At 66.4% G+C, this 26,915-nt stretch carries 27 protein-coding genes; 9 read left to right on the top strand and 18 right to left on the bottom strand.

The features are described 5' to 3' along the window. Window positions 1-84: 84 nt before the first annotated feature. Window positions 85-2,838, bottom strand: a complete 2,754-nt coding sequence (locus VGM71_RS05485) for a valine--tRNA ligase (protein ID WP_331542814.1) — start codon at window positions 2,836-2,838, stop codon at window positions 85-87. A 48-nt stretch (window positions 2,839-2,886) separates the two neighbouring features. Here VGM71_RS05485 and VGM71_RS05480 point away from each other — a divergent pair, with 48 nt between their 5' ends. From VGM71_RS05480 to tsaB, 3 genes are all read left to right on the top strand, one after another. Beyond that, window positions 2,887-4,797 carry an ATP-dependent DNA helicase gene (locus tag VGM71_RS05480; protein WP_331542813.1) on the top strand — a complete coding sequence of 637 codons (1,911 nt, stop codon included), beginning with the start codon at window positions 2,887-2,889 and terminating at the stop codon, window positions 4,795-4,797. A gap of 122 nt (window positions 4,798-4,919) precedes the next feature. Continuing rightward, window positions 4,920-5,144, top strand: coding sequence for an inner membrane CreD family protein (locus tag VGM71_RS05475; protein ID WP_331542812.1), 225 nt, complete (start codon window positions 4,920-4,922; stop codon window positions 5,142-5,144). Continuing rightward, window positions 5,141-5,830 (top strand): tRNA (adenosine(37)-N6)-threonylcarbamoyltransferase complex dimerization subunit type 1 TsaB, encoded by a 690-nt coding sequence (tsaB, locus tag VGM71_RS05470; protein ID WP_331542811.1) that lies wholly within the window; start codon window positions 5,141-5,143, stop codon window positions 5,828-5,830. Before VGM71_RS05475 ends, tsaB begins: the two co-directional genes overlap by 4 nt. 21 nt (window positions 5,831-5,851) lie before the next feature. Here tsaB and VGM71_RS05465 read toward each other — a convergent pair whose 3' ends face one another. The 4 genes from VGM71_RS05465 to VGM71_RS05450 all read right to left on the bottom strand — a co-directional run bounded on the left by VGM71_RS05465 (window position 5,852) and on the right by VGM71_RS05450 (window position 9,654). After that, window positions 5,852-6,688: an alpha/beta hydrolase gene (locus tag VGM71_RS05465; protein WP_331542810.1), complete on the bottom strand. Its 837-nt coding sequence runs from the start codon at window positions 6,686-6,688 to the stop codon at window positions 5,852-5,854. 13 nt (window positions 6,689-6,701) lie between these two features. Beyond that, window positions 6,702-8,180: a sensor histidine kinase gene (locus VGM71_RS05460; RefSeq protein ID WP_331542809.1), complete on the bottom strand. Its 1,479-nt coding sequence runs from the start codon at window positions 8,178-8,180 to the stop codon at window positions 6,702-6,704. Continuing rightward, window positions 8,173-8,847 (bottom strand): response regulator transcription factor, encoded by a 675-nt coding sequence (locus VGM71_RS05455; RefSeq protein ID WP_331542808.1) that lies wholly within the window; start codon window positions 8,845-8,847, stop codon window positions 8,173-8,175. The genes VGM71_RS05460 and VGM71_RS05455 overlap by 8 nt, the downstream gene beginning before the upstream one ends. Window positions 8,848-8,988: 141 nt before the next feature. After that, on the bottom strand, window positions 8,989-9,654 hold the full coding sequence (locus tag VGM71_RS05450; RefSeq protein ID WP_331542807.1) for an HAD-IA family hydrolase: 666 nt from the start codon (window positions 9,652-9,654) through the stop codon (window positions 8,989-8,991). Between the two features lie 117 nt (window positions 9,655-9,771). On the opposite strand from VGM71_RS05450, the gene VGM71_RS05445 reads away from it, so the two are divergent. Then, window positions 9,772-9,999, top strand: a complete 228-nt coding sequence (locus VGM71_RS05445; RefSeq protein ID WP_331542806.1) for a hypothetical protein — start codon at window positions 9,772-9,774, stop codon at window positions 9,997-9,999. A gap of 283 nt (window positions 10,000-10,282) precedes the next feature. Here VGM71_RS05445 and VGM71_RS05440 read toward each other — a convergent pair whose 3' ends face one another. The 5 genes from VGM71_RS05440 to VGM71_RS05420 all read right to left on the bottom strand — a co-directional run bounded on the left by VGM71_RS05440 (window position 10,283) and on the right by VGM71_RS05420 (window position 14,128). Further along, window positions 10,283-10,675, bottom strand: coding sequence for an HU family DNA-binding protein (locus tag VGM71_RS05440; RefSeq protein WP_331542805.1), 393 nt, complete (start codon window positions 10,673-10,675; stop codon window positions 10,283-10,285). Window positions 10,676-10,866: 191 nt separating this feature from the next. Next, window positions 10,867-11,622, bottom strand: coding sequence for a molybdopterin-binding protein (locus tag VGM71_RS05435; protein ID WP_331542804.1), 756 nt, complete (start codon window positions 11,620-11,622; stop codon window positions 10,867-10,869). Then, on the bottom strand, window positions 11,615-12,439 hold the full coding sequence (locus VGM71_RS05430; protein ID WP_331542803.1) for a cytochrome b/b6 domain-containing protein: 825 nt from the start codon (window positions 12,437-12,439) through the stop codon (window positions 11,615-11,617). The genes VGM71_RS05435 and VGM71_RS05430 overlap by 8 nt, the downstream gene beginning before the upstream one ends. 91 nt (window positions 12,440-12,530) lie before the next feature. Further along, on the bottom strand, window positions 12,531-13,148 hold the full coding sequence (locus tag VGM71_RS05425) for a nucleotidyltransferase family protein (protein WP_331542802.1): 618 nt from the start codon (window positions 13,146-13,148) through the stop codon (window positions 12,531-12,533). 2 nt (window positions 13,149-13,150) lie between these two features. Further along, on the bottom strand, window positions 13,151-14,128 hold the full coding sequence (locus VGM71_RS05420; protein ID WP_331542801.1) for an XdhC family protein: 978 nt from the start codon (window positions 14,126-14,128) through the stop codon (window positions 13,151-13,153). Between VGM71_RS05420 and moaA the strand changes: the two genes are divergently transcribed. Genes moaA through VGM71_RS05395 form a run of 5 tightly spaced genes read left to right on the top strand, consistent with a single transcriptional unit; the run spans window position 14,030 to window position 18,088 of the window. Next, window positions 14,030-15,190: a GTP 3',8-cyclase MoaA gene (moaA, locus tag VGM71_RS05415; protein ID WP_331542800.1), complete on the top strand. Its 1,161-nt coding sequence runs from the start codon at window positions 14,030-14,032 to the stop codon at window positions 15,188-15,190. The genes VGM71_RS05420 and moaA overlap by 99 nt on opposite strands. A 27-nt stretch (window positions 15,191-15,217) precedes the next feature. Next, window positions 15,218-15,469 (top strand): MoaD/ThiS family protein, encoded by a 252-nt coding sequence (locus tag VGM71_RS05410; RefSeq protein WP_331542799.1) that lies wholly within the window; start codon window positions 15,218-15,220, stop codon window positions 15,467-15,469. Between the two features lie 2 nt (window positions 15,470-15,471). Next, window positions 15,472-15,963 carry a molybdenum cofactor biosynthesis protein MoaE gene (locus tag VGM71_RS05405; RefSeq protein WP_331542798.1) on the top strand — a complete coding sequence of 164 codons (492 nt, stop codon included), beginning with the start codon at window positions 15,472-15,474 and terminating at the stop codon, window positions 15,961-15,963. Next, on the top strand, window positions 15,960-16,898 hold the full coding sequence (moaCB, locus tag VGM71_RS05400; RefSeq protein WP_331542797.1) for a bifunctional molybdenum cofactor biosynthesis protein MoaC/MoaB: 939 nt from the start codon (window positions 15,960-15,962) through the stop codon (window positions 16,896-16,898). Before VGM71_RS05405 ends, moaCB begins: the two co-directional genes overlap by 4 nt. Next, window positions 16,898-18,088 carry a molybdopterin molybdotransferase MoeA gene (locus VGM71_RS05395; protein WP_331542796.1) on the top strand — a complete coding sequence of 397 codons (1,191 nt, stop codon included), beginning with the start codon at window positions 16,898-16,900 and terminating at the stop codon, window positions 18,086-18,088. The genes moaCB and VGM71_RS05395 overlap by 1 nt, the downstream gene beginning before the upstream one ends. 68 nt (window positions 18,089-18,156) lie before the next feature. Here VGM71_RS05395 and VGM71_RS05390 read toward each other — a convergent pair whose 3' ends face one another. The 8 genes from VGM71_RS05390 to rseP form a co-directional block, all read right to left on the bottom strand. Further along, entirely contained in the window at window positions 18,157-18,522 is a 366-nt protein-coding gene (locus tag VGM71_RS05390; RefSeq protein WP_331542795.1) for a hypothetical protein, read from the bottom strand. 104 nt (window positions 18,523-18,626) lie between these two features. Beyond that, window positions 18,627-19,283: a ribonuclease HII gene (gene rnhB, locus VGM71_RS05385; protein ID WP_331542794.1), complete on the bottom strand. Its 657-nt coding sequence runs from the start codon at window positions 19,281-19,283 to the stop codon at window positions 18,627-18,629. A 10-nt stretch (window positions 19,284-19,293) separates the two neighbouring features. Then, the gene (gene lpxB, locus VGM71_RS05380; protein WP_331542793.1) at window positions 19,294-20,493 is read right to left on the bottom strand and encodes a lipid-A-disaccharide synthase; all 1,200 of its coding nucleotides are present in this window, start codon (window positions 20,491-20,493) and stop codon (window positions 19,294-19,296) included. A 29-nt stretch (window positions 20,494-20,522) separates the two neighbouring features. Beyond that, window positions 20,523-21,296, bottom strand: a complete 774-nt coding sequence (gene lpxA / locus VGM71_RS05375) for an acyl-ACP--UDP-N-acetylglucosamine O-acyltransferase (RefSeq protein WP_331542792.1) — start codon at window positions 21,294-21,296, stop codon at window positions 20,523-20,525. Then, on the bottom strand, window positions 21,293-21,757 hold the full coding sequence (fabZ, locus tag VGM71_RS05370) for a 3-hydroxyacyl-ACP dehydratase FabZ (RefSeq protein WP_414675092.1): 465 nt from the start codon (window positions 21,755-21,757) through the stop codon (window positions 21,293-21,295). The genes lpxA and fabZ overlap by 4 nt, the downstream gene beginning before the upstream one ends. Before the next feature lie 5 nt (window positions 21,758-21,762). Further along, entirely contained in the window at window positions 21,763-22,791 is a 1,029-nt protein-coding gene (lpxD, locus tag VGM71_RS05365) for a UDP-3-O-(3-hydroxymyristoyl)glucosamine N-acyltransferase (RefSeq protein WP_331542790.1), read from the bottom strand. Between the two features lie 168 nt (window positions 22,792-22,959). Next, window positions 22,960-25,383 (bottom strand): outer membrane protein assembly factor BamA, encoded by a 2,424-nt coding sequence (gene bamA, locus VGM71_RS05360; protein WP_331542789.1) that lies wholly within the window; start codon window positions 25,381-25,383, stop codon window positions 22,960-22,962. A 150-nt stretch (window positions 25,384-25,533) separates the two neighbouring features. Next, the gene (gene rseP, locus VGM71_RS05355) at window positions 25,534-26,877 is read right to left on the bottom strand and encodes an RIP metalloprotease RseP (RefSeq protein WP_331542788.1); all 1,344 of its coding nucleotides are present in this window, start codon (window positions 26,875-26,877) and stop codon (window positions 25,534-25,536) included. Between the last annotated feature and the right edge of the window lie 38 nt (window positions 26,878-26,915).

The following is a 26,915-nucleotide window of genomic DNA, read 5'->3' as shown; positions in this document are numbered from 1 at the left end:
CGCCCTGCGCGCGACATCTTTTCGCTTCTGGCCCCACACCTGGCGCCAAAAGATGTCGCGCGCAGGGCGCGCTCCTACAGGGAATCAGCCAAGTTTGCGGGCTTGATCTCGCATCGCATCCGCCTGGCGGGTCCAGTCGGCGATGCGCTGGCGTTCCTGGTCTACTACCTCGGCCGGCGCATTCGCCACGAAGTTCGCGTTGCCCAGCTTGGCCTCGCACTTCCTGATCTCGCCCTCGACGCGCGCGATCTCCTTTGCCAGGCGCGTCTTCTCAGCACCCACGTCGATGAGGCCTTCGAGTGGGATCAGCACGCGCATGCCACCGACCACGGCGACCGCCGCGGCAGGTTCCTCGCCGGCGACCCACATGGGCGGTTCCACGCGGCCGAGGAAGGCGACCTGCGCGGCGAACTTGTCGGCGCGCCCGCGATCGGCGGCGTCGCCGTCGGCGAACAGCAGCGGAATGATCTTGCCCGGCGCGATGTTCATTTCGGCGCGGATGCGGCGCACGCCCGTGAGCACGTCCTTCACCCATTCGATCTCTGCCGTCGCGGCGTCGTCGGTCGCGATGTCGGAGGCTTCGGGGTAGGGGCGCAGCATGATCGTGTCGCCGTCGATGCCGAGCAGCGGACGCACGTGCTGCCAGATTTCTTCGGTGACGAACGGGATCAACGGGTGCAGCGCGCGCAGCATCGTCTCGAGGGCGTGCACCAGCGTATAGCGCGTGGACGCCACCGCAGCGGCATCGCCACCGTTGAGCGCCGGCTTCGACAACTCCAGGAACCAGTCGCAGAACTCGTTCCAGGTGAATTCGTACAGCGCCTGCGAGGCGAGGTCGAACCGATAGAGGGCAAGCTGTTCCTTCACCGTGGCGAGGGTCTGGCCCAGGCGGGTAAGAATCCAGCGCTCCGCTTCAGTGGAAGGCTTTGTCGGCGTGAGCGCGCCTTCGCCCAGGTTCATCAGCACGAAGCGCGACGCGTTCCAGAGCTTGTTGACGAAGGCCTTGTAGCCGCCGCAACGCTCGAGGTCGAACTTGATGTCGCGGCCGTGCGTGGCGAGCGAGGCGAAAGTGAAACGCAGCGCATCGGCACCGAAGGCGGGAATGCCTTCGGGAAACTCCTTGCGCGTGGCCTTCTCGATCTTGTCCGCCATCTTCGGCTGCATGAGGCCGCGCGTGCGCTTCTCCAGCAGCTCGTCGAGGCCGATGCCGTCCACGATGTCGAGCGGATCCAGCACGTTGCCCTTCGACTTGGACATCTTCTGGCCGTCCTTGTCGCGGATGAGGCCCGTGACGTAGACGTCCTTGAACGGCACTTCGCCGGTGAAGTGGTCGGTCATCATGATCATCCGGGCGACCCAGAAGAAGATGATGTCGAAACCGGTGACCAGCACGTTCGACGGCAGGTAGCGATCGAAGCCACGCGCGGCCTGGGCCTGCGGATCAGGCCAGCCAAGGGTGGAATGGCTCCAGATGGCGGACGAGAACCAGGTTTCCAGCACGTCGCCATCGCGGCGCAGCGCACCCGTGTAGCCCTGCGCGGCGGCCCTGGCCTTCGCCTCGGCTTCGTTGCGCGCGACGACCAGCACGCCGCCATCGGTGTACCACGCGGGAATCTGGTGGCCCCAGGTCAGCTGGCGGCTGATGCACCAGTCCTGGATGTTGCCCAGCCAGTGGCGATACGTGTTGATCCAGTTCTCGGGCACGAATTTGACCTGGCCCTGTTCGACCAGTTCCAGCCCGCGCGCAGCGAGCGTGTCCATCTTCACGAACCACTGCCAGGTAAGGTACGGCTCGATCACCTGGCCGGTGCGGTCGCCTCGTGGCACCTGCAGCTTGTGTTTTTTCGTGTCGACGAGCAGGCCTTCGGCCTCGAGGTCGGCGAGCACGGCTTTGCGCGCCACGTAACGATCCATGCCGCGGTACTTCTCCGGCGCCGCATCGTTGATCTTCGCATCGTTGGTGAGGATGTTGATCATCGGCAGGTCGTGACGCTGGCCGATGGCATAGTCGTTGAAATCGTGCGCGGGCGTGATCTTCACGCAGCCCGTGCCGAAATCCTTCTCGACGTAGTCGTCGGCGATGATCGGGATGTGCCGGTTCGACAGCGGCAGCTTCAGCATGCTGCCGACGAGGTGCGCATAGCGCTCGTCTTCCGGATGCACGGCCACGGCCACGTCGCCCAGCATGGTTTCCGGACGCGTGGTGGCGACGACGAGTTCTCCCGAACCGTCGGCCAGCGGATAGCAGATCGACCACAGCGAACCGTCTTCTTCTTCGCTGACCACTTCCAGGTCGGAGATGGCCGTCTTCAGCACCGGGTCCCAGTTCACCAGTTTCTGGCCGCGATAGATCAGGCCTTCCTCGTGCAGGCGCACGAAGGTCTCGACAACCGCCTTCGAGGGGCCTTCGTCCATCGTGAAGACTTCACGGCTCCAGTCGCCGGAAACACCCAGGCGGCGCATCTGCCGGCCGATGGTGCCGCCGGATTCCTTCTTCCATTCCCACACACGGGCGATGAACGACTCGCGGTCGAGATCGGAGCGCTGCCTGCCCTCGGCGTTGAGTTGGCGGGTGACCACCATTTCCGTGGCGATACCCGCGTGATCGGTGCCCAGCTGCCATAGCGTGTCGAAGCCACGCATGCGGTGGTAGCGAACCAGCGTGTCCATGATGGTGTGCTGGAAGCCGTGTCCCATGTGCAGCGTGCCCGTCACATTGGGCGGCGGCAACATGATCGAATAAGGCGTGCCCTTGCCGGACGGCTTGAAATAGCCGTTGGACTCCCAGTGGGCGTACCACTTCGACTCGATCTGGCTCGGCTCGAAACTCTTGTCCATGCGTGGGCTCAGGGCGTAAAAACCATCATTGTAGGCGATACTTGGCGGATGACTGAACTCGAAGTGGCCGCGATCCTTGGCGCGGAAGGCCCTTTCGCCCGCGAGGTGCCGGGTTTCGCGCCACGCGAGGCCCAGCAGCGCATGGCGTCGGCCGTGGCGTCCGCCATCACTGACCGCGACCTGCTGGTGGCCGAGGCCGGGACGGGCACGGGCAAGACGTTTGCCTACCTCGTGCCCGCTCTCCTGTCGGGGCGCAAGGTCATCGTGTCCACGGGAACCAAAGCCCTTCAGGACCAGCTGTTCTTCCGCGACCTGCCCCGCGTGCACTCCGTGCTGGGCAGCCGCGCCCGGCTCAGCCTGCTGAAAGGCCGCGCCAACTATCTCTGCCTCTACCGCCTGGATCAGGCCGTGCGCGAGGGCAATCCCGACCGCCAGCTCGTGTCGCAGCTCTCCGCCATCCGTGCCTGGTCGGCGCGCACGCGGCGTGGCGACCGCATGGAAATGGCGGACATTCCCGAGGACTCCCCGGTCTGGCCGCGAGTCACCTCCACGCCGGAGAACTGCCTCGGTTCGGAATGCCCGTTCTTCGAGGATTGCCACGTGGTGAAGGCACGCCGCGAGGCCATGGACGCCGACATCGTCGTGGTGAACCACCACCTGCTGATGGCCGACCTGGCGCTGAAGCAGGAAGGGTTCGGCGAAATCCTGCCGGGCGCGGACGCCTTCATCCTCGATGAGGCGCACCAGATTCCCGAACTGGCCGGGCAGTTCTTCTCGCAGAGCGTCAGCTCGCGGCAGATCGTGGACCTGGGCCAGGATGCGCTGGCCGAGGCGCAGGGCGTTACCGGCGCCATGAGCCAACTGCTCGAGCCCGTGGAGGTTATCCAGAACCTGGTGAAGCACCTGCGCCTCGCCATGGATCCGCTGCCGGCACGCGGGCCCTTCGGCGCCCTCGATCGCGAAGCGGGCGTGCGTGAACAGCTCATCGAGTTGCGCGATGTGATGGCCGCGCTGGCCGACCTGCTAGGCGCCCTGGGCGAACGCTCGCGCGGGCTTGCCAATATTTTCGAGCGTGCGCAGATGCTTAGCCTGCGCCTCGACCGCATCGCCGAGGAGCATTCCGCCAGCGATGTGCGCTGGTACGAGACCTGGCCGCGCGGCTTCGCCTTGCATGCCACGCCGCTGGACCTCGCGTCGCCGCTGCGTGCGATGCGCATGTCCACCGACGCGGCATGGATCCATACCTCCGCGACGTTATCCATCGCTGGCGACTTCGGCCATTTCTCGCGCCAGTTGGGTCTCGAGGATCCGCATACGCTGCATGTGGAAAGTCCCTTCGATTTCCCGCGCCAGGCGCTCGCCTACCTGCCGAAGGACCTGCCGGACCCCGCCGCGCGGGATTACACCGACCGCGTCATTGCGGCAATTCGTCCCGTGCTGGATGCGTCCGACGGTCGCGCGTTCCTCTTGTTCACTTCGCATCGTGCGTTGCGCCGCGCCGCGGAACTGCTGGAAGGCCGAGTGCCCTGGCCGTTGTTCGTGCAGGGCACAGCGCCGCGGCATCGCCTGCTGGAGGCGTTCCGCGCCAGCGGTCGTGGCGTCCTGTTGGGTGCCGCGAGCTTCTGGGAAGGCGTGGATGTCTCGGGCGAAGCGCTGAGCGTGGTCGTGATCGACAAGCTTCCCTTCGCGACGCCCGACGATCCGGTGTTGCAGGCGCGCCTGGAGGCGCTGGAAGAGGCGGGCATCAACCCTTTCATGGGCTGGCAGGTGCCCACCGCCGTGATCGCCCTGAAGCAGGGCGCGGGCCGCCTGATCCGTGACGTGCACGATCGCGGCGTACTGGTGCTGTGCGACCCGCGGCTGAGCACGAAAGGGTACGGCCGCCTGTTCCTGGCAAGCCTGCCGCCCATGCCCCGCACGCGTGAACTGGGCGATGTGGTGAACTTCTTCGCCGTGTAGGGACGCGCTGCCAGACACCGATTTTCGCCAGCACTTGCCCGCGTCGAGCCAGAAACGGACCCCGCCCGCCGCCGTTGTCCGCCGGACGATCCGTGTACACCAGGCGATAAGCGAGGAAGCCCATGTTCCGCTGGACGCAATCCATCACCGCGAAAGTGCTCGGTATCGGCATGCGCGCCCTCATCAAGCTCATTCCGTTACTGTATGGCCTGATCGGCGCTGAACAGTACGCGCTGCTGATCGGATCGGTGGTGCTCGTCACGGTAATCGGCCTGCTGATGTATCTCACTCGTCGCATCGATTGGTACGCGCAGACCACGCCACCCCCCATACCGGATACGCCATGAACTTCCTCGCCATCGAAACCTCCACGGAAGCCTGTTCGGTCGCCCTCGTCCATGGCGACGTGGTGCTCGAGCGCAGCGAAATCGCGCCGCGCCGGCACGCCGAGCTCGTCCTGCCGATGGCCGACGACCTGCTTGCCGAAGCGGGGCTGAAGCGACAGGCGCTCGACGGCATCGCCGTCGGCCGCGGTCCCGGTGCGTTCACGGGCGTGCGCCTCGGCGTGTCGCTGGCGCAGGGCATGGCGATGGCGCTGGATGTTCCGGTCGTCACCGTGTCGTCCTTGCAGGCGCTGGCGCTGGAAGCGCCGGACGACGATGCGTCGATCCTCTCGGTCATCGATGCGCGCATGGGCGAGATCTACGTGGCCACGTGGCGTCGCGAAGACGACGGCGGCATTACCCTCATCGACCGTGAGCGCGTGGATACGGCGGCGGCGCTGGAGTTGCCCGAGGCCACGGCATGGCATGTGGTCGGCACGGGCTGGGCCACCTATGAGTCGGTGCTGCGCCAGCGCATCCACGCGCCCGTGCGTTCGGCGGACGGCGGACGCTATCCACAGGCCCGGCACGTCGCCGAGGTGGCCGCGCGCCGCTTCCGCGACGGCGAAGCGGTGGCGCCCGAACTGGCCCTGCCCGTGTACCTGCGCGACAAGGTCGCACTCACGCTGGTAGAGCAGGGCAAGGCCTGACGTCTCCTGCATGAAGGCGCGCTACACCGCGGCGCGTGGCGCGCGCGCTTCGCGGGCGATGCGGTCGAAGAAGTCCGCACTACGTTCGATCAGCATGCGTCGTTCCCGGTCGATCGTAATCATGTGGGAGCTGTCGGCGAGCAGCAGCATTTCGACCGGACCGCGCACGTGCCGGGCCACGAGGTCGGCATTGCTCGCGCTGGCGACTTCGTCGTCCAAGGCGTGCGCGATGAAGCAGGGAGCCAGCACGGCTGGCAATCGGCGGCGCACGTCGCGCGCAAGCTCCACCGTTTCCGCCAGCGCGTGCCACGGATCCCCGGCATGGCCGGAAGCCGCGCCGGGCCAGGGCGACACCCCCCGGCTGAACGGCTGGCGCAGGCGTTCTTCGCGAAAGCCCTGCGGCGGCCATCGCAGGAAGCGGCGGTGGCGCCCGATGCCCAGCCGCTTGAACAGCGGCAGCAGGAAGGCCATGCGCGTGGCCCAGCCGGCGGACCAGCCGTCGTAGCGGAACGTCGCGCCGTAGACGCCGACACCCGCCACCCATTCCGGTCGCATCGCGGCAAGGCGTAGTGCGAGCAGGGAGCCCATCGAGGCGCCGGCCACGAAGACGCGATCCACCTGACCGCTCAGTTCGGCTGCGGCGGTCTCCACGCTGGCGTACCAGTCTTTCCAGCCCGAGGCGAGCAACGTGTCTTCGTCTCCGCCGTGTCCTGCCAACTGCACGCCCACGACGGTGAAGCCGGCGCGGTTCAGGCCCTTGCCGACCAGGCGCATCTCGTCCGGGGTGCGGCCAAGGCCATGCACCAGCAGGACGCCGTCGCGCCCACCCTCGAACCGGAATGCCGGCGACCTTCCCACATCCAACCCCCCGTCATCGCCTCTGCGAGGAAGGTATGTTGCCTACGGGCAGTTTCAGCGGCCTTTCCACCACGGGTAGCAGCGCGCCCGGAGGGGCGGTCGCAGGAAAATGCAGCTCCACGCGGAGGCCGCCCGAGGTTGCGTGCAGGAATACCACCCGCGCGCCATGTCGCTCGGCGATGCTTTCGACGATGGCCAGGCCCAGCCCCGTTCCCGCCTCATCCGCGCCGGGCACGCGGAAGAAGCGCTCGCCGAGCTGGCCGAGGAAGGTTTCCTCCACCCCCGGGCCGTCGTCCTCTACGGCCAGCAACACGTCGCTGTCACCGCAGGAAAGGGAAACGGTGACCGCGTGGCCGCGGCCCGCGTAATGGAAGGCGTTGTCCACGAGGTTGTCGATCACTTCCTGCACCTGCAGGGCGTCGCCACGGATGAAACACGGCGCATCGACACCTTCGTATCCCAGGTCCACGCCGGCGGAAAGTGCCTGGTGCACGCGCATCCCCACTGCTTCCGGAATCACGGCAGCCAGGTCGATCGCGGCCATGCCGTCGCGATCGGGCAGATCCGGCGACTGCGTGCGGGTGAGGGCGAGCAACTGCGCCGACGTACGGGCGGCACGCGCGGCAAGGCGCTGCACGTGGGCCATCGCATCCGCGCGTTGCGCCGGATCGGTGGTATCGGCAAGCCGCTCCACATGCAGCCGGATACCCGCCAGCGGCGTGCGCAACTGGTGCGCGGCATCGGCGATGAAACGCTCCTGCAGGCCGAGCATGTTGCGCATGCGCGCGAACAGATCGTCGATGGTGCGGGTGAGGGGAAGGATTTCCACCGGCACGTCTGCTTCGCCGATAGGCCCCAGGTCATGCTCGCGGCGCGCCAATCGCGACGTCAGCGGTTCCAGCACACCCAGGCCATGGCTGACGCCGAGCCAGACGAGGAAAAGGACGGCCACGATCAGCAGCGCCTGCATCGGCAGGGTGAGCAGCAGGATCGCGCGCGCTCGCGCATGGCGATCGCGCAGGTTTTCCGCCACGGTGATCGTGAGAACATCGCCGTTGTCATGCCGGTTGGGCACCCGCATGGTCGCGGCACGCAGCGGCCGATGGCCGAGCTCGGTGTCGTAGAGCTTCGGCGGCCCGTCCACGGCCACGTCCGGTCCGTCGAGCGTCGCATTGCTGATCACCCTTCCAGGGCGGTCGCTGGTCACCGTGTAGTAGTTGCGGCCGTTGGGATCGTATTCGAGGAGGAACCGTGCCTGTTCGCTCAGCTCGCCACGCAGGGCATCGCTGCCGATCATTTCCGAGAGGGTGAGCGCATTGTCGGAGAGCGTGGCGTCGTGCACGCGGTTCGAATAGGCCAGCGCCACGAAATAGCCGATCACGGCGTCCAGGAGCAGCACGCCGAGCACCGGTACGAGCAGGAAGGTGAGCAGGCGCCGCCGGAGGCTGGGTCGCGCAGGCCGCCGCGGCGCGCCGGTACGGCGTTCAGGCATCTGCGGTTTCTTCGAGCAGGTAGCCTAGTCCGCGGATCGTGCGCACGTTGGTGCCCGAGCCCTGAAGCTTCTTGCGCAGCCGGTGCAACGCAATGTCCAGGCCGTTGTCGGTCAGGTCCTCGTCCCAGTTGCACAGTGCCTCGATCAGCTGGGCGCGGCTGGTGACCTTGTCCGCGCGCGTGGCCAGCGCCTCGACGAGGCCGAACTCCCGGGCGGTGAGGTCCAGCGCGGTGTCGTCGATCCACGCGCGGTGGCCGGGGATGTCGAGGCGCAGCCGCCCGATGCGGAACTCCGGCGCACCCTGGCTGGTGCGCCGGCGGAGCAGGGCGCGCACGCGGGCATCGAATTCCGCGAGCGCGAACGGCTTCACCAGGTAATCGTCGGCACCGAGGTCGAGCACGCGCACGCGTTCCTTAAGGCCTTCCCGTGCCGTGATCACCAGCACGGGCAGCCCGGCACCGCGTTTGCGCGCGCGGGAGAGCACGTCGCTGCCGTCGAGCAGGGGCAGGCCCAGGTCGAGCACGAGCAGGTCGTAATCGTGGTCGCGCAGGGCATGGTCGGCGCTGGCGCCGTCCGTTACATGGTCGACGGCATGACCGCATTGTTCGAGCGAGGCTCGTACTGCCGCACCGATGGCGGCATCGTCTTCAGCGAGGAGGATGCGCATGAGGGCCAAGGATACGCTCCGGAAACAGATGCGCGCATCCTGTCGTGGCAGGCTTTCAGGGCGCTTACATCCTGGAGCCGCCATTCCCGCTAGTTAGCACGGCTGCGAACGATTCGCATCGTGGCCACCTGGCGGCACGGATCACCGCACGACCAGGCGCACTTTTCCTTCGTGCATGCCGTCGAAGCGCAACGCCGTCAGGTCCTTCACCCATTCGACGTTCGCCGGTATTTCACCCGGATGATCGCCCGCAACCGCGATGACACGCGCGCCTGCCGCCAGCCCCGCATCGATGCCGGCCTTCGCATCCTCGAACACGACGCAATCGGCCGCCGCCGTGCGCATGCGCGCGGCGCCCAACAGGTAACCTTCCGGATCCGGCTTGCCGTCGGCCACCATCTCGCCGGCGACCATCAGGGGAGGAGGGATGATGCCGGCCGCGCCTAGCCGTGCCTCGGCCAGCGGTGTATCGGCCGACGTCACGATGGTCCATCTCGAGGGCGGAAGCTCCGTGAGGAGTTGCGGCGCGCCGGGGATCGGAACGATGCCTTCGACGTCCTCCAGCTCTTCGCGATACAGGCGTTCGTGTACCGCTTTGACATCCATGCCCGGCTTCACAAACATCTTCACCGAGTCGAGCATGCGCACGCCGTGCAGGCGCGGCAGCACGTAGTGCCAGTCGATGCCGTTCTCCTCGCACCAGCGCTTCCAGATCCTTTCCACCACCATGCGGGAATCGATCAGCGTGCCGTCCATATCGAAGAGCAAGGCCCTGGCTTCGATGACCGTGCCTGATTCGAGTTGCATGGTGTCTCCGGTACGTGAGAGGCGCGCTTCGCGCGAAGCCCTTCACCATACCGGGGTAATGTAGGAGCCGCTATAGCGGCTCCTACAGAAACAGGATCAGTGGGCGGTTTCCACCGCGTGGTTACGAATGGCCTCGGCGAGGATCGCCCGCACTTCGTCGTTGGCCTTCCGCGCGGCTTCCGCCTCGCGCCGGGACGCGGCGGCGCACATCTGGCCGATGGCGGCGCGCTCCTTTTCAAGTTCCGCGATGTCCTTCGCAAGGTCCGCCTGCTCCCTGCCGATGGCCGCGTGGCCCGCGGCGTAAGCTGCGGGATCGCGCGAACCGGTGGGGTCGGCCTGCCGTGAGAAGTTCCTGCTGTTTCATCGAAAGCCTCGCCATCTGTTCGTTCAGCACGGCCTGGCGGCGCAAGTGTAGCCAGAATGCGCTGCGACAAGTGTAGTCAAGCAGGAGCGCACCCTGAGAGCGACAGCTTTTCGCCGCCGTATTCAGATTTGCGCGCCAGCTCCAAGCCATAGCCTCAAAAACTGTCGCGCGCAGGGTGCGCTCCTACAACAAAAAACCCCCGCCCGAGGGCAGGGGTCTTCTTGGTTACCTCCTGGGTCGCGGCGGTTGCTCCACCGCGAAGACTCAGGCGGCGGCGTCCTTCAGCTTCTTGAGCGGACGGACCTTGACCTTGACCGAAGCGGGCTTGGCGGCGAACCAGCGCTCTTCGCCCGTGAACGGGTCCTTGCCCTTGCGCTTCGGCTTTGCAGCGACAGCGACAGAGGTGATCTTGAGCAGGCCGGGCAGCGTGAACGTGCCGACGCCCTTCTTGTGAACCGACGCCGAGATCGCGCCTTCGAGCGAGGCCAGGACGGCCTTCACGCTCTTGCTGTCCACGCCGCTCTGCTCGACGATGTGCGAGACGAGCGAGGACTTCGACAGCGGATCCTTGATGGGCTTGAGGGCGGCAGGCGCCTTCGTAGCCTTGGCGGGAGCCTTGGCAGCCTTCTTCGCCGCCGATTTGGTGGTCTTGGCCATGGTTATCCTTGTCACTTTGATCGAATGAGGCGGCCGTACCGGCCGATGCCCAGCGGGCGACTCACTCTAGCGTTGCTTTCGTCCGCTGAAAATAGGCTCGACGAAGATTTTTCGCATTTGTCAGCCCTTTTTTTCAGGGTCCCCGTGACGCGCTGCGGAAAAGCGGGGTAGGACGGGGCCTGAAAAAGGGGTCAGATGCCTGCATACCACTCGTAACCGTTGTCTTCCCAGTACCCGCCTTTGCCTTCGCCGATGTCGGCGAAACTGGCGACGACCTGGATCCGGCGAATGTACTTGGCGTGCTTGTAACCCAGCTGCCGCTCGACGCGCAGCCGCAGTGGCGCGCCGTTGCCGACGGGGAGTGCCTCGCCGTTGAGGGCGTGGGCAAGCAGCGTCTGCGGATGCCGGGCCTCGTCCAGGTCGATGCTCTCGTAGTACGGGGTGTCTTCCTCGTAGTTATCGAAGCAGTGGAAGACGACATAACGGGCGCCATCCTTCGCGCCCACGTGGTCGAGCAATGCCGCAAGGGGCACACCCGTCCATTTGCCGATGGCGCTCCAGCCCTCCACGCAATCGTGGCGGGTGATCTGCGTGCGCGTTCCCAGCGCTTTCAGTTCATCCAGCGAGAGGCGCGCGGGTCGATCCACCAGGCCGTCAATCTCCAGCCGGTAATCGGCAAAGCTGCCGCGAAGCAGCGCCTGGTACACGGGTGTGTCAGGCATCGTGCTGCCGTTGGGCTTGAACACGGCCGAAATGTCCGCTTCCGTGTATTCCTTCGCGAGTGCGCGCGAGGGCGTGAGGAAGCGCTGGACGCGCCGCGTCACCGCTTCCGCGGATTCGAGCACCTTCGTACCGGTGTCGCTTTCGGAAATGCGGTCGCAGCCCGCGAGCGCGGCGCCGCCGACGGCCAGCAGGGTGTTGCGCAGGAAACGGCGGCGGTCAGTCATGGCGGGGCGCCTCCTTGTCGTCGTGTATCCGGTACCAGCCCGTGATCATGCCGCGCAGCTGGTTGAGGGGGCCGCTCACCAGCACCTCGAAGACGTGCACCAGCACGAAGGCGACGAATGCGGTGGCGATGATGAAGTGGATGGTCCGGGCCGATTGCCGCCCGCCGACCAGTTCGACCAGCCAGTTCAGCGCGGTATCCATGCGCGGCGACATGGCGATTCCCATCAGTACGATCCCGCCGCCGAAGACGAAGATGGCAACGAGGTACGCGATGCGCTGCAACACGTTATAGCGGGCCTCCTCCTCCCCGGCCGGGTGACGGAAGCGCAGATGGTCGACGATGGAGCGTCCGACGCCGCGCCAGTCGTTGCGCGTGGGCACGAGGTCCTTCGCAAGGTGGCGGCTGAACAGCGACCAGCCCACGTAAGCGATGCCGTTTGTAACGAACAGCCAGGCGAAGAAGAAATGCCAGCGCCTTCCCATCGCCAGCCAGCCAGGACCCGGGATGGTCGCCCACGAAGGAAAGCCGCGGGCCGTCCATTCACCGTCTACCTTCGACGCGCCGAAGACACCGGTGGTGTCGAAGCCGTGTTTGCCGATGTGTGTGGTACCCCTCGGATTCCCTTGCGCGTCCCTGCCGCCTTCCAGCGAGAGCACGGCCTTGCCGGGATCCGAGCGCTGTCCCCAGTACAGCGCGGGATGCGCGTTGAAAATCTGCAAGCCGCTGCCGAGCAACACGAAAAGGCACACCACGTTGATCCAGTGCATCACGCGGATTGGCCATCGATGGCGATAGATGAGGCGGCTAGTGGCCATGGGTAGCTCCCGGGGGTCTGATCTGCAGTATGCCGGTGTCAGCCCGGCTTTTCTTGCACGGAAGAAGGAATTTCCGCCTGGAACGATGACTTCAGGCACGTGGTGGCAGTCTCGGATCGTCAACCAGCCCTGCGGCGATGGCACGGCGCAGGTCCGCATCGTCATCCAGGTCGTCATCCAGTTCATCGGCGCGCACGCTGCGCGGTGTCATGTCGCTGAACAAGCCGCGAAAGCCCATGTCGCCTTCCAGCTCGATCGCGCGGGACAAGGTGCAGGCCCGGAGAATGGCGGGGATGCCGGCCGCATTGCCATAGGCGGTGACGGTGTCGCGGTCGTCTTCGTGGGCCGCGTCTTCATGAGCTGACAGCAGGGCAGACAAGTGACTTGCCTCGAGCGCTGGCTGGTCGACGACGGTTACGAGCGTGGCTCGACCGCGGCCCGCAAGTTCCGCGGCGGCCAGGCGAACGCTCGAAGCCATACCGGTCGACCAGAGTTCATTGACGATGATCTGCACATCGAAAGCGGCGAGCGTGGTGGCGACTTCGTTGCAGCGGGCGCCCACGACAACGATCGTCCGGTCCGGCCGGGTGGCGAGCACCAGGCGCGTGACGCGGGCGACCAGTGTTTCGCCATCGCGCGTCAGCAACTGCTTGGGCCGTCCAAGCCGCCGGCTGCCGCCCGCGGCCAGGATCACCGCATCGTGGGACATGTTCACGCTTGCCGTGCGCGATCGCGCTGGCAGACCTGGGCGAGGATGGACAGCGCGATGCCGTGCGGGGTCTGCGCCCCGATAGGCAAGCCGGCGGGCAACTGCAGGCGCTCCAGCGCATCCTCGTTCACGCCCTGAACGCGCAGGCGCCGGATACGCGCGGCGATCTTGTTCCGGCTGCCCAGCACGCCGACCGCAAAGGCCGGCGAACGGAGCGCGTGCGCGGCGACGACGTGGTCCACTTCGGCATCGTGGCTCAGGGAGTAGACGGCTGTGCGGTCGTCGAGAACGAGATCGGCCAGCGCCATCGGGAGCGAGCGCGAATCGTAGGCGGCCAGGATCACATTCGGCGGCGGCGACCCCGGCCCATGCGGCCGAAGCAACACGACTTCCACGCCGACCAGTGGAGCGAGCCGCGCTACCGCCAGCGTCACCGGATCGCCCCCCACCGTGACCAGTCGCAATGGCGGACGATGGACGACGGCGTAAGTATTTTCGAGCCCTGCTTGAAGACCGCCCTCGATGCGCCAGCTACCCGTCGCGGCATCGACGAGCGAGGTCACCGTACGCCGTTCCCGTCGCGCCAAGCCCAGTGCCTGGACGTAAGCGGACGGCTCACGCAGTTCCCGGACGAAGATGCCGATGCGCCCGCCGCAGCTGAGCTGGATGTCGACGACGTCGCTACCCACGCCATAATCGAGCAGTCGCGGCCGGCCGTCAGAGAGCACGCTTGCAGCCTCGCTCGCCACGGCGGCCTCCACACAGCCGCCGGACACGTAGCCGGCGACGGCACCGTCCCCCGCGATCGCCATCTCGCTTCCCACTGGCCGCGGCGATGGCCCTTCCACGGTCACCAGCGTCGCCAGCGCCACGCGCCCCCGATGCGCGAATTCCCGCAGCGACGGCAGGAGGTCTTCCACGAGGGCATAGTCCGGCCACGCGGGCCAGCCGGGAGCGGTAGATGGGTCCAAGGCGCTCATGGGCGAAGTCTGGCACGATTGCCCTGGAAGGGGCGTGACACGGCCGAAACACCCGTCTCACGCTCTCTGTGTTTTCCTAAGGCGACTATGTCCCCACTCATTGACCGGCACGGACGTACCAAGCGCAAGCTGCGGATCTCTCTCACTGACCGCTGCAACTTTCGCTGTACCTATTGCATGCCTGAACATCCGGATTGGCTGCCGCGCGCCAGCCTGCTCGCGCGCGACGAGATCGTGCGCCTGGCTGGCCTCTTCGTGGACCACGGCATCGACCAGATCCGCCTCACCGGCGGAGAACCGCTGCTGCGCCCCGACCTGCTCGACTGCGTGCGCGCCATCGACGCCCTGCGCGAACGCGGGCTGACACGTCTTTCCATGACCACCAACGCCTCGCGCATCGCCCCCAGGGCGCGCGCGCTGGTCGAGGCCGGCATCGACGATTTCAACGTAAGCCTGGATGCCGTCGATCCCGAGACGTTCCGCCGCCTGACCCGGCGCGACATCGATACGGTGCTCGATGGCATCGCCGCACTCGCGGACGCCGGCGCCAGGATAAAGCTCAACGCGGTAGTCATCCGGGGCGACAACGACAAGGACATCGTGCCCCTGCTCGAATGGGCCATGGCCCGTGGCCTGCCGCTGCGCTATATCGAATACATGCCGCTCGACGCGCCGGGCCACTGGAAGCGGGACACCGTGGTGCCTGAAGCGGAAATCCTCGCCGCCATCCGCCAGTCACATACCGTGGAAGCCCAGCCACGCAGTCACGATCCGGCCACGCCGTATCTCGTCGACGGCCACTACCCGCTCGGCATCATCTCCACCGTTTCCAACCCCTTCTGTTCCACCTGCGACCGCCTGCGGATCACCGCGACGGGTGAGCTGTTCACCTGCCTGTTCTCGCCCATTGGCGTGCCACTCGGTGCGCGACTGCGTGAGGGCGCCGGCGATGACGCGCTCGCCGCGCAGATTGCACGCGCCGTCTGGCTGAAAGACGCCGGCTACGCGTCGCGTCCCGGCCCGGTGGATCGCCCGCTCACCATGCACGCCATGGGCGGCTGAACACCGCCCCTTTTTGCCAGGATGTCCATGAAACCGATCGTCTTCGAACTCTTCGCCAACCTCGAACGGCTGGCCGGCGCGAAGGAATACCGCGTCGATGCCGGCGACGCTGTCGCCACCATCGGCGACGCGCTGGCGCTGCTCGCCCGCGAGCGTCCGGAACTGGCGGGCTCGCTGGATCGCTGCGCCTGCGTATCGGGCGACACCATCGTGCGCCGTACCGACGCCGTGCCGTCCGACAGACGGATCGCACTTCTGCCACCGGTGGCAGGGGGCTGAGCATGACGACGCACGACGTCCTTTCCCACGCTCCCGTCGCCGTGGAGCCCCTGCTGGAACTTGACGCCCATCCGGAGTGCGGCGGCCTGGCGCTGTTCGTCGGTACGGTACGCGACCACCACGAGGGACGCCCGGTACGCCACCTCAAGTACACGGCGCACGAACCGCTGGCGGCGAAGATAATCCGCGAGGTGGAACACGTGACGCGCGAGCGCTACGGCGTACCGTACGTGCGTATCGTCCATCGCCTGGGCGATCTCGCCATTGGCGACATCGCCATTGTCTGCGTGGTCCGCGCACCGCATCGGGCGGAAGCCTTCGAGGCCTGCCGCTACGCCGTGGACGCCGTGAAACACGGCGCACCGATCTGGAAGGAAGAGTTCTACACGGACGGCAGCAGGGCCTTCGTCGAAGGCTGCTGCATCCGCGACGACCTGGAACAGGATCCCCCGGCGGTGCATCGCCACCACCACTCCCATACGAGCCACGGATGAAAGACGTCAGCCAGAAGCCGGATTCCCTGCGCGTTGCCCGCGCTACCGCGACCCTCCACGCGCCTGCCGCATGCATCGACCTCCTGCGCAGCGGTGAGACGGAGAAGGGCGATCCACTGAAGACCGCGCGCGTCGCCGGCATCCTCGCCGCGAAGCGCACGGATGAACTGATTCCCTTGTGCCACCCGCTTCCGATTCATCGCGCGGATGTGCATTACGAGCTGGAAGAGACCTCCGTCCGCGTCATCGCCGAGGTCCAGACCATCGGCCCCACGGGCGTGGAGATGGAAGCGCTGACGGCGGCAAGTCTCGCGGCGCTCACGTTGTACGACATGCTTAAGCCGTATGCCGAACCGGATGAGCTGCACATCGAGGACTGCCGTCTCGAACGCAAGACCGGCGGCAAGTCGCATTACCGCCGTACGCTGGCGCAGCCGCGCAGCGCCGCCGTGGTGGTGCTTTCCGATACCGTTGCCAGCGGCCACAAAACCGACACGGCAGGCGCATACGTACGCGATGCCATGATCGAGGCGAACTTCGATCCCGTGGAGTACGCCATCATCGCCGACGACGCCGACGTGCTCGGCAACCTGCTGCGTTCGCTGGTGGAGGGCGGCATATCGCTCGTGATCACGGTGGGTGGCACGGGCCTCGGCCCCCGCGATATCACGGTGGACACCGTGCGTCCGATGCTCGAGGTGGAAATCCCCGGCATCATGGAAGCCGCACGCGCCTTCGGTCAGCGACGCATGCCCTTCGCCATGCTGTCGCGCGGCGTGGCGGGCTATGCGCGCGACACGTTGATCGTCACCTTTCCCGGCAGCCGTGGCGGTGCGAGCGAGTCGCTGGCGGCCACCCTGCCCGGATTGATCCACCTGCTCGAAACCGGCCGCACCGGCGGCAAGCATCCCGGCGGTTACGGGGAGGCCTCCTGATGGCCCTCCTGCCCATCGTCGACGCACTCGCCCATTACCGATCCGCCATACGCGCGCTACCGACGCAGCGGGTTCCCCTGGAACTCGCTCTCGGCTCGGTGCTGTCGAAAGCACCCAAATCCCATATCTCGCTGCCGCGCTTCACGCAGAGCGCGATGGACGGTTACGCCGTGCAGTCTTCGGACGGCCGCTCGGCAAGGACGCTTATCGGCACCGCCGCGGCGGGCGCACCGGCTGCGGTGACGGTGGGCCCGGGGCAAGCCGTACGTATCCTTACCGGCGGTGTGGTGCCCGAAGGCGCCGATGCGGTGGCCCGCCAGGAGATCGTCGAACGCACGGGTGAAGGCATCGCGCTGCGCGAAGCGGTGCGCAAGGGTGAGGCGATCCGCTACGAAGGCGAGGAACTGGTCGCGGGTACGGCGATAGCCGAAGCGGGACAGCGGATCACCGCGGGCCTGTTGGCTGCGTTCGCCATGGCCGGCATCGACTCGGTCGAGGTTTACCGCCGGCCACGCGTGGCCGTGCTCGTCACCGGCGATGAAGTCATACGCGTCGGCGAGCCGCTCGCTCCCGGCCAGGTCTACGATGCCAACGGTCCGCTGCTACGCGCATGGTTCGTCGAGCACGGCTACGGCGAACCGGTAATCGCCTACGTTCGTGACGACGAGGTTGCCCTGGAAGAAGCCATGAGCGCCGCGCTCGACAGCGCGGACTTCATCGTCACCAGCGGCGGCGTCTCCGTGGGCGACCGCGACTTCGTGCCCGTCGTTGCAGACCGCCTGGGCGTGCGTCAGATCTTCTGGAAGGTGTCACAGAAGCCGGGCAAGCCGCTGTGGTTTGGCATGCGCGACGACAAGGTACTGCTAGGCATGCCGGGCAATCCCGCGGCGGTGCTGGTCTGCCTCGCCGTGCACGCGCGCGCCGTGCTCGCACAGCTCGAAGGCGAAACCACCGAACAACCGGCATGGCGTAGCGGCGTACTCGCATCGGCCGTGGAAGCGGACAGCGAACGCGACAGGCTGGTGCGCATGCGCCCCGACATGAGCGGCGGCGTCACCGCCCTCGAACTGCTGCCACGCCAGGAGTCGCACATGCTGAGCAATCTGGCCTCGGCACATGCGCTGGTCTGGCTACCCGCGCGGGCAAATGACTTCGCGACCGGCGAAAAAGCGCGGTGGCTCTACATCTGATCGTCGAAATCGCTCACCGCAGGAGCCGCCACGGCGGCTCTTGCGGTACGCCCGGCTGGCCAGCCTTCTTACCAGGCCTTCACGTCCGACACGACCACCGTGTAATCCTGCATGTCGGCGGAATAGCGGAACAGGCGGCCGAGGTCGAAGTCGACGCTCTTGCCCGGGTCGATGTTCGAGGTGCCGGCCGGCCAGCCCTGCTTGCTGGCGATGACCTTGCCCGACGCGTCCTTCGCGTCGATGCGGATCTGCGCGGCGGCGGCTTCGGTGCACTTGTTGACCAGGTTGCCCTTCATGCTGAAACGCGGCTGGCCCGAGCCCTGCTGGACCTTCACGGCGAAACCGTCGATGGTGAAGTCCTTGGCGGCGCAGGCGGCCTGGGCAGACAGGGGGGCAGCGGCGAACAGCGCGATGGCGATGGCGAGCTTCTTCATGGGGTGTTACCTGAGCGATAGGGAAAGGGCGACACCCCCCGCTCGGAGGGCGTTAGCCTTCATATCGGCAGGATCCAGAAGGACTTTAGGCCAGGCCGTTTGGCCTATAGGGCCGCGACGGCGAACAGGTCGTCCATCGGTGCCGGTTCGACCTCGGGCTCGAACCAGCGCCGCACCGGGGCAAAGCTGCGCCGGTGGATCTCGCAGGGCCCCAGGCGGTCCAGGGCTTCCAGGTGCTCGGGAACGGCGTAACCCTTGTGCCGGGCGAAGCCGTAACCCGGGTGCAGGGCGTCCAGGGCCGTCATGTGCCGGTCCCGGCTGACCTTGGCGAGGATGGAGGCCGCGCTGATGGCAGGCTCGGAGCCGTCGCCGCCGATCACGGCCCGGCCTTCGCAAGGCAGGGTGCGCGGCAGGCGGTTGCCGTCCACCAGTGCCATGTGCGGCGCCAGCGAGAGGCCCATGAGGGCACGGGTCATCCCGATCATGGTGGCCTGGAAGATGTTGATCCGGTCGATCTCGTCGCGTTCCACGAAGATCACGCAGTGGGCCAGGGCGCGCTCCACGATGCGCACGTAGAGTTTCTCGCGCACGGCCTCGGCCAGCTGCTTGGAATCGTCCAGGCCGCGGATGGGGCGGGCCGGATCGAGAATCACCGCCGCGATCACCACGGGCCCGGCCAATGGCCCGCGTCCGGCCTCGTCCACGCCGGCGACGACGAGGTCGCGGGCAAGTTGGGAGGTGACGTTACGGCGGCGGGGCATGCGCGGAAGGTTACCGGCGTTCCAGCAGGTCGGCTACTGCCTCGGCCGCGTGGTCGGCCGCGCGGCCTTCCAGGCCCCCCCGCAACGCCTGGTGGAGGTACTCGAACGCGGTCACGATGGCACCGCGGCGCTCGCTGTCGGCGAGCAGCTCCAGCGTGGCCCTGGCCAGGTTGTCGGGCGTGCACTCGTCCTGCATGAACTCCGGTACCAGGCGCTCGCGACCGAGGCCGCAGGCGCGGGCCAGGATGTTGGGCAGGCTGTAGACGTCGGTCTTCAGCATGCGCAGGGCCTTGGCGATGCGGTAGCTGGTGGGCGAGACGCGGTAGCCCACCACCATCGGACGCTTGGCGAGCATGGCCTCCAACGTCGCCGTGCCCGAGGCCAGCAACACGGCGTCGGCGGCGAGCATGGCCTCGTGCGCCTGGCCGTCGATCAGCATCGGCGGCGTGCCGGGGAAACCCTGGAGGAGAGAGGCGAGGCGCGCGTGCACGCGCTCGTTCGCCGCCGGCACCACGATACGCAGGGTGGGCATGGCCCCGGAAACGCGCTTTGCGGCATCGATGAAGATGGCGCCGATTCGCTCGATCTCGCTGGGCCGGCTGCCAGGCAGAACGGCCAGCACGGGGGCGTCGTGCGGCAGGCCGAGGGCGTCTCGCGCACCGTCGCGCTCGGACACCATGGGGAAGCGATCGGCCAGCGGATGGCCTACGAATCGGGCGTCCACGCCATGTTGCGCGTAAATCGGCGGCTCCATGGGAAACAGGCAGAGCACGCGCTCGGCGGAGCGGCCGATCTTTTCGGCGCGCTTCTCCCGCCAGGCCCACACGGAGGGACTGACGTAGTGCGCGGTAACGAGCCCGGCTTCCTTGAGCTTGCGTTCCACGGCGAGATTGAAGTCCGGCGCGTCGATGCCGATGGTCAGGGCCGGCCTCGCGTCGAGCAGCTTCGCCAGCAATTCACGGCGCAGGCGAAGCAAACGCGGCAGGTGCTTCACCACCTCGGCGAAGCCCATGACGGACAGCTCGCGAATGTCGTACCAGGACTCGAAGCCCTGCGTGAGCATGCGCCTGCCGCCGATGCCCACGAAGCGGGCGCCGGGGAACCGGTGGCGCAAGGCCACGATGAGGTCGGCGCCGAGCTGGTCGCCGGAATCCTCGCCGGCGATCAGGGCGATCAGCGGGGCGTCGGTGGGAGAGTGGGTTTGCTGCATGGTGGAGGCCATGGTAGCGCCGGCGGTCGTTACCTCGCGAGCGCCCGCTCGCTGCGATCGATGAACTCGAGCATCTGCCGCACGTCTTCGCTGATTTCGGCCTGCGTCATCAGCTGCTCGCGCGCCTCGGCCAGCGGCAGGCCGCCCATGTAGAGGGTGCGGTACGCACGCTTGATGGCGGCAATGCGCGAGGTGTCGAAACCGCGGCGCTTCAAGCCTTCGCTGTTGATGCCGCGCGGCCGGCCCCGCGTCTCGTTGGCCATCATCACGAAGGGCGGTACGTCAGACCCGACGAGACAGCCCATGCCGATGAAGGCGTGGGCACCCACCTTGCAGAACTGGTGCACGCCGGAGAAGCCGGAGAGGATCGTCCAGTCGCCGATTTCCGCGTGCCCGGCTAGTGCTGAGTAGTTGGAGAACACCACGTGATTGCCGATCTGGCAGTCGTGCGCCACATGCACGTACGCCAGCAGCCAGTTGTCGTTGCCGATGCGGGTGATGCTGCCGCCCTCGCCGGTGCCACGGTTGATGGTGACGAATTCCCGGATGAGGTTGCGGTCGCCGATGACGAGTTCGGTGCGCTCGCCCTGCCACTTCTTGTCCTGCGGAGGACCGCCGATGGAGGCGAACTGCGAGATGCGGTTGTCGCGGCCGATGACGGTCGGTCCTTCGATCACCACGTGCGGGCCGACCGTGGTGCCCTCGCCGATGACCACGTCGGCACCGATGACGCTATAGGCCCCGATGCTGACGTTGTCCGCGATGCGTGCGGACGGATCGATCTGCGCGGTGGCATGGATCATTTGTCGCTCCTGGCCGCGCACATCAGCTCGCAGCAGGCCACCACCTTGCCGTCCACCATGGCCTTGGCTTCGAACAGGCCCATGCTGCGGATGAGGCGCTTGAGCGAGACCTCCATCACCAGCTGGTCGCCGGGGGCAACGACAGCGGAGAAGCGCGCGTTATCCACTTTCACCAGGTAGAACAGGGGGCTGCCGGCATGGCCGTCCACCTGGCTGGTGATCTGGGTGAGCAGGCCGGCGGTCTGGGCCATGGCCTCGACGATCAGCACTCCCGGCATCACCGGGTGGCCGGGGAAATGGCCCTGGAAGAACGGCTCGTTGATGGTGACGTTCTTGATCGCCGTGATGGTCTTGCCGGGGTCGATCGACACCACCCGGTCCACCAGCAGGAACGGGTAGCGGTGCGGCAGGAGCCGCTGGATCTGCTCCACGTCCACGGGGAGCGTCACGGCAGCTTTCATTTCGGTCATTGCCCTTTGTCCTTTTCCAGCGCCGCCAGGCGGCGCGCGTACTCGTCTAGATGTTTCATGCGCGCCGCGTTACGCCGCCACAGGCGGGTTTCCTGCAGCGGGGAGCCGGACGAATACTCGCCGGATTCCCTGATCGATGCGGTCACGAGGCTTTTGGCCGTGATGGTAACCCGGTCGGCAAGTTCGAGGTGCCCCAGGATTCCGGCGTTGCCCCCGATGAGGCAATACCTGCCGATTTTCGCGCTACCCGCCACGGCGGAACAACCGGCCATGGCCGTGTGCGCGCCGATGTGCACGTTGTGGGCGATCTGGATCTGGTTGTCGAGGCGTACGTCTTCCTCGAGCACCGTGTCTTCCAGCGCGCCGCGGTCGATGGTGGTGTTGGCGCCGATCTCGCAGTCGTCGCCGATGCGTACGCCACCCAGCTGCGGCAGCTTCACCCAGTGGTCGCGGTCGAAAGCGATGCCGAAGCCGTCGGCGCCGATCACGGCGCCCGGATGGATCAGCACGCGCCTGCCGAGGGTGACGCGGATCACCAGCGTCACGCGCGCCACCAGCCGGCTGCCGGCACCGACGACGCAGCCCGGGCCGATCGTACAGTGCGGACCGAGGATTGCGCCGTCCTCGATGACCGCGTCGTCTTCGACGACGCAGCAGGGGCCCACGCTGGCCGTCGGGTGCACGCGCGCGGATGGAGACACCACGGCACTCATGTGGATGCCGTGCGGCGCCGCCGCGTGCTTCTCGAACAGCGCGGCGATCTTCGCGTAAGCCACATAGGGGTCTTTCGCCACCAGCGCGGCGCCCTGGCGCAGGGGCAGGGCGTCTGCGTTGAGCACAACGATGCCGGCCTGCGATTCGGCCAGTTGCGAGGTGTACTTCGGATTGGAGAGGAAGGTGAACTGGGTGGACGTGGCAGTCGCCAGCGTGCCGACACCGTCCACGGGGGTGGCCGGATCGCCATGGGCTTCCAGTCCGAAGCGCTCGGCCAGTTCGGCGAGGGTGTATTGCGGGTTCCCGCTCACGAAAAGCTCCCAAAAGAAAGGGGTGGCGTTTGGGGCCACCCCTCTGATTCTACAGGTAGGCTCTGTAGGAGCGCGCCCTGCGCGCGACATGTTTGAGGCCGCGTCCCGGAGCTGGCGCGCCAGCTTGTGGACTGCCACGAAGAGATGTCGCGCGCAGGCGCGCTCCTACTAGAACGTATTGCCGAAGGTGAACTGGATGCGTTCGACGAAGCGGCTGTCGGCATCCTTCTTACGGAACGGCACGGCGAAGTTGATGATCAGGGGGCCGATCGGCGCCTGCCATTGCAGCGAGAGGCCCGTGGACGCACGCAGCTCGCTGGCGTCGAAGGAGCCGTAATCCTTGTAGACGTTACCGACGTCGACGAACCAGGACACGCGGGCCGTGTTCACGTCCTTCAGGAACGGCAGGGGCAGGAACACCTGCGCGGTGCCCAGCACCTTGAACGCGCCGCCGACCGGCTGGCCGTAGGTGTAGGCGCCGCCCGCGCACTGACCCTTGCTGTCCGGCGCGCGCGTGCTGGAAAGACCGTCGCACAGACGGGGGCCCAGCGTGTTGTCCTGGAAGCCGCGCACGTCGCGCACGCCACCGGCGTAGTAGTTTTCCCAGAAGGGGAAGTCGACTTTGTCGCCCTTCTTGTAGATCAGATCGCCGCGGCTGCCGTCGGCATTGATCAGGTAACCATCGTTGTCGTACGTCGTGCCGTAGGTCTTGCCGTAGCCCACCTGGCCGTCGAGGTAGAGCACGAAGCCCTTGCCGATCGGCCAGTAGTGATTGGCCTCGCCGAACAGCTTGTAGAACTGCACGGTGGAACCCGGCAGCGATCCCGACACGGACGCCGTGAGCTGGCCGCCGCGGGTGGGTGCCCAGTAGCTGTTGCGGGTGTCGTGCGAGTAACCCAGGCTCGACGTCCACGAGTGGATCGTCCTGTTGCCCAGCGCGTTCTGGTACGCCACCAGTTCCTGTGGCGTGTAGAACGAGGTGTTGATGAGGTTCGAACTGACGCCGAGGCTCGTCGACACATTGTCGAAGTCGGTGATCGGGATCGACACCGTGGTTTCGAACGACTTGGTGCTGTAGGTGTAGTTCGCGAGGTCCGTGTCGCCGTAATCGAGCTTGCTGTAACCCAGGTTGTAGCCGATCGCGATGTTCGAGTCGGTGAGGTAAGGGTTCGTGTAGCTCGCGTTGATGCGCTTGTAGTACGTGCTGGTTTCCGCGGCGATGGAGAAGCGATCGCCGGTACCCAGGAAGTTGTTCTGCGACACCGAGGCCGAGAGGATGATGCCGGAGTACTGCGAGTAACCCACGCCGAACATCAGCGAGCCGGCGGACTGCTCTTCCACCTTGGCGGTGAGGTCGACCTGGTCGACGGTGCCTGGCACCAGCGCCTTGTCGATGTCCACCGTCTTGAAGTAGCCCAGGCGCTGCAGGCGGGTCTTCGAACGATCGATGGCGCCCTGCGAGTACCACGCGCCTTCGAGCTGGCGCATTTCACGGCGGAGCACCTCGTCTTCCGTGCGGGTATTGCCCTGGAAGACCACGCGGCGCACGTATACGCGCTTACCCGGCTCGATGAAGAGCGTGAGGTCGGCGGTGCGCTTGTCCTTGTCGAGCTTCGGAATCGGGGTGACCTTGGCGAAGGCGTAGCCGATGTTCGCAAGGATGCCCTTGATCGCGTCGGTGCTGGCTTCGATGGCGCCACGGTTGAAGGTGTCGCCCTTGTGGATGAAGACCAGCTTGCGCAGGGTGTCTTCCGGCAGGATGAGTTCACCGAGCAGCTTCACGTCGGAGACCGTATAGACCTCGCCTTCCTTGACGCTGGCGTCCACGTACATGGCGCGCTTGTCCGGGCTGATCGCTACCTGGGTTGAATCGATACCGAAGTCGGCGTAGCCGCGGTTCATGTAGTAGTTGCTGAGCTTTTCGAGATCGCCGGAAAGCTTTTCGCGCGAGTACTGGTCGTCCTTCGAATACCAGGACAGCCAGTTCGTGGTGTTCGATTCGAACCCATCGCGAATGGCCTTGTCGGTGAAGGCCTTGTTGCCGATGACGTTGATCTCCTTGATCTTCGACGCCTTGCCTTCGCGGATTTCGATGTCGATCGCCACGCGATTTCGGTCGAGCTTGGTGACGTGCGGTTCCACCGACACGTTGTACTTGCCGCGGTTGTAGTACTGACGAATCAGTTCCTGCTGCACGCGGTCGAGCGAGAGGCGGTCGAAGGTTTCGCCTTCGGCCAGGCCGATTTCCTTCAGGCCCTTGCGCAGGTCGTCTTCCTTGATGTCCTTGTTGCCACGCAGCGTGAGCTTGGCGATGGCGGGACGTTCGATGACCTTGATGACCAGGATGTCGCCCTGGCGGTCGAGTTCCACGTCACTGAAGAACTTGGTCTGGTAGAGGGCGCGAATGGCAGCCTGCGCCTTGTCGTCGCTAAGGGTTTCCCCCTTCTCGATCGGCAGGTAGCTCAGCACCGTGCCTTGCGCGATACGCGTCAGGCCATCGATGCGGATGTCGGAAACGACGAACGGCTCGAAGGCAGCAAGCGCATTGGCGGACAGGGAGGCAAGCAGGATCAGGGCGGCGATACGCTTCATCGTCGATTCCGTTGGGTTAATTCCAGTTGACGGCGGACGAGGCCGTCAACCGAAGAGGAGCACGCGCAAGACTCTTGCCTTGCGTCGTTCGGCGCAGGGCGCGGGTGCGCCAGGAGCCTGGGTGATACGGTTGCGCCGCGAGCGGGTGGCTCACGAGACAAGCATTCGTTGTATGTCGTTGAAGAACGCCAACCCCATCAGCGTGAACAGCAGGACGATCCCCACGTATTGGCCAGCGACCATGGTTCGTTCGCTGACCGGGCTGCCCTTGACCAACTCGATAAGGTAATACAGCAAGTGTCCACCGTCCAAGACCGGGATCGGCAGCAGGTTCAGGATGGCCAGGCTGAGCGACACCAGGGCGAGGAAGTTGAGGAACCAGCCCACGCCCCGGTTGGCCGAATCGTTCGCGACCTGCGCGATGCCGATGACGCCGGAGAGGTTCTTCGTGGAGGCCTCGCCCGACAGCATCTTGCCGATGAGGTTGAAGGTGGAGGCGGCGCCGGTCCAGGTGGCGCGCAGCGATTCGTTGAAAGCACGCACGGGGCCATAACGCAGGGTGGCCTCTTCCAGCGGCTGGCGGGCCACGCCGATCAGCCAGCGGGTGGGCTGGCCCTGCTCGGACTTCATCCGGGCGGTGATCTGAAAGGTTTTCGTCTGGCCGTCGCGCTGGATGGCCACGGCGACCTGGGGCGAGATGGCGGCCTGCTCCGGAACGAGCTTCGTGAAGTCGTCGAAATCCGACACCGGCTTGCCGTTGACGCTGAGGATGCGGTCGCCCGTGCGGATGCCGGCGAGGGAGGCTGGATCGCCCTTGACCACCTCGCCGACGACGGGGGGAGCCTGCAGGCTCATGCCGAGTTGGGTGAAGCGCTTGCCGATGTCGCCGCCGGCGTCCAGGCGCTGGAGGGGCAGCACCACGTCGCGCTGTGCGCCGTCTGTACCCTTGACGCGCACGGGCAGGGGCTCGTTGCCGAGCAGCCCGTTGGCGAGAATCTCGGTGGCGTCGCTCCAGTTGCCGACCGGATCGCCATTCATGGCGATCAGGCGATCGCCCGGGCGGATGCCCGCCACGGCGGCGACGGTGCCGGTGCCTGCGGTGACGATGGGCGCCACGTCGGGCTTGCCGATCATGTACATCGCCCAGAAGGCGGCGACGGTGAAGATCAGGTTGAACGCGGGGCCTGCGGCGACGATGGCGATGCGTTTCCACACCGACTTGCCGGTGAACTCCTGGCCGCGTTCGGCGGCCGGGACGTCGCCTTCGCGGGCGTCGAGCATTTTCACGTAACCACCCAGCGGAATGGCGGCGATCTGGTATTCGGTGCCGTCCTTCGCCACCCGGCGCCAGAGCGGGCGGCCGAAGCCCACGGAGAAACGCAGCACCCGCACGCCACAGCGGCGCGCGACCCAGTAATGGCCGAATTCATGGAAGGTCACCAGCACGCCAAGCGTCACCAGCAGCCAGAACACGGAACCTAGGACAGGGCTCATCGGGGAGAGTGGGTCTCGGTGGAAAAACGTTTGGGTGG

This window comes from Luteibacter sp. (assembly GCF_036499525.1).
GTDB lineage: Bacteria > Pseudomonadota > Gammaproteobacteria > Xanthomonadales > Rhodanobacteraceae > Luteibacter.
The sequence above is the reverse complement of the archived record's forward strand: the minus strand, read 5'-3'. Positions and strand labels throughout refer to the sequence as shown.

Bases quoted from the DNA above. Each gene is read 5' to 3' on its own strand.
- VGM71_RS05410 (WP_331542799.1), top strand. From the start codon at position 15,218: ATGAAACCGATCGTCTTCGAACTCTTCGCCAACCTCGAACGGCTGGCC.
- rnhB (WP_331542794.1), bottom strand. From the start codon at position 19,283: ATGCCCCGCCGCCGTAACGTCACCTCCCAACTTGCCCGCGACCTCGTC.
- VGM71_RS05405 (WP_331542798.1), top strand. From the start codon at position 15,472: ATGACGACGCACGACGTCCTTTCCCACGCTCCCGTCGCCGTGGAGCCC.
- VGM71_RS05435 (WP_331542804.1), bottom strand. From the start codon at position 11,622: ATGACTGACCGCCGCCGTTTCCTGCGCAACACCCTGCTGGCCGTCGGC.
- tsaB (WP_331542811.1), top strand. From the start codon at position 5,141: ATGAACTTCCTCGCCATCGAAACCTCCACGGAAGCCTGTTCGGTCGCC.
- fabZ (WP_414675092.1), bottom strand. From the start codon at position 21,757: ATGAAAGCTGCCGTGACGCTCCCCGTGGACGTGGAGCAGATCCAGCGG.
- VGM71_RS05425 (WP_331542802.1), bottom strand. From the start codon at position 13,148: ATGTCCCACGATGCGGTGATCCTGGCCGCGGGCGGCAGCCGGCGGCTT.
- VGM71_RS05450 (WP_331542807.1), bottom strand. From the start codon at position 9,654: ATGCAACTCGAATCAGGCACGGTCATCGAAGCCAGGGCCTTGCTCTTC.
- VGM71_RS05420 (WP_331542801.1), bottom strand. From the start codon at position 14,128: ATGAGCGCCTTGGACCCATCTACCGCTCCCGGCTGGCCCGCGTGGCCG.
- VGM71_RS05480 (WP_331542813.1), top strand. From the start codon at position 2,887: ATGACTGAACTCGAAGTGGCCGCGATCCTTGGCGCGGAAGGCCCTTTC.
- VGM71_RS05475 (WP_331542812.1), top strand. From the start codon at position 4,920: ATGTTCCGCTGGACGCAATCCATCACCGCGAAAGTGCTCGGTATCGGC.
- rseP (WP_331542788.1), bottom strand. From the start codon at position 26,877: ATGAGCCCTGTCCTAGGTTCCGTGTTCTGGCTGCTGGTGACGCTTGGC.
- VGM71_RS05460 (WP_331542809.1), bottom strand. From the start codon at position 8,180: ATGCCTGAACGCCGTACCGGCGCGCCGCGGCGGCCTGCGCGACCCAGC.
- moaA (WP_331542800.1), top strand. From the start codon at position 14,030: ATGCGCGAATTCCCGCAGCGACGGCAGGAGGTCTTCCACGAGGGCATA.
- lpxB (WP_331542793.1), bottom strand. From the start codon at position 20,493: ATGCAGCAAACCCACTCTCCCACCGACGCCCCGCTGATCGCCCTGATC.
- VGM71_RS05440 (WP_331542805.1), bottom strand. From the start codon at position 10,675: ATGGCCAAGACCACCAAATCGGCGGCGAAGAAGGCTGCCAAGGCTCCC.
- VGM71_RS05395 (WP_331542796.1), top strand. From the start codon at position 16,898: ATGGCCCTCCTGCCCATCGTCGACGCACTCGCCCATTACCGATCCGCC.
- lpxA (WP_331542792.1), bottom strand. From the start codon at position 21,296: ATGATCCATGCCACCGCGCAGATCGATCCGTCCGCACGCATCGCGGAC.
- VGM71_RS05430 (WP_331542803.1), bottom strand. From the start codon at position 12,439: ATGGCCACTAGCCGCCTCATCTATCGCCATCGATGGCCAATCCGCGTG.
- bamA (WP_331542789.1), bottom strand. From the start codon at position 25,383: ATGAAGCGTATCGCCGCCCTGATCCTGCTTGCCTCCCTGTCCGCCAAT.
- VGM71_RS05455 (WP_331542808.1), bottom strand. From the start codon at position 8,847: ATGCGCATCCTCCTCGCTGAAGACGATGCCGCCATCGGTGCGGCAGTA.
- moaCB (WP_331542797.1), top strand. From the start codon at position 15,960: ATGAAAGACGTCAGCCAGAAGCCGGATTCCCTGCGCGTTGCCCGCGCT.
- VGM71_RS05390 (WP_331542795.1), bottom strand. From the start codon at position 18,522: ATGAAGAAGCTCGCCATCGCCATCGCGCTGTTCGCCGCTGCCCCCCTG.
- VGM71_RS05485 (WP_331542814.1), bottom strand. From the start codon at position 2,838: ATGGACAAGAGTTTCGAGCCGAGCCAGATCGAGTCGAAGTGGTACGCC.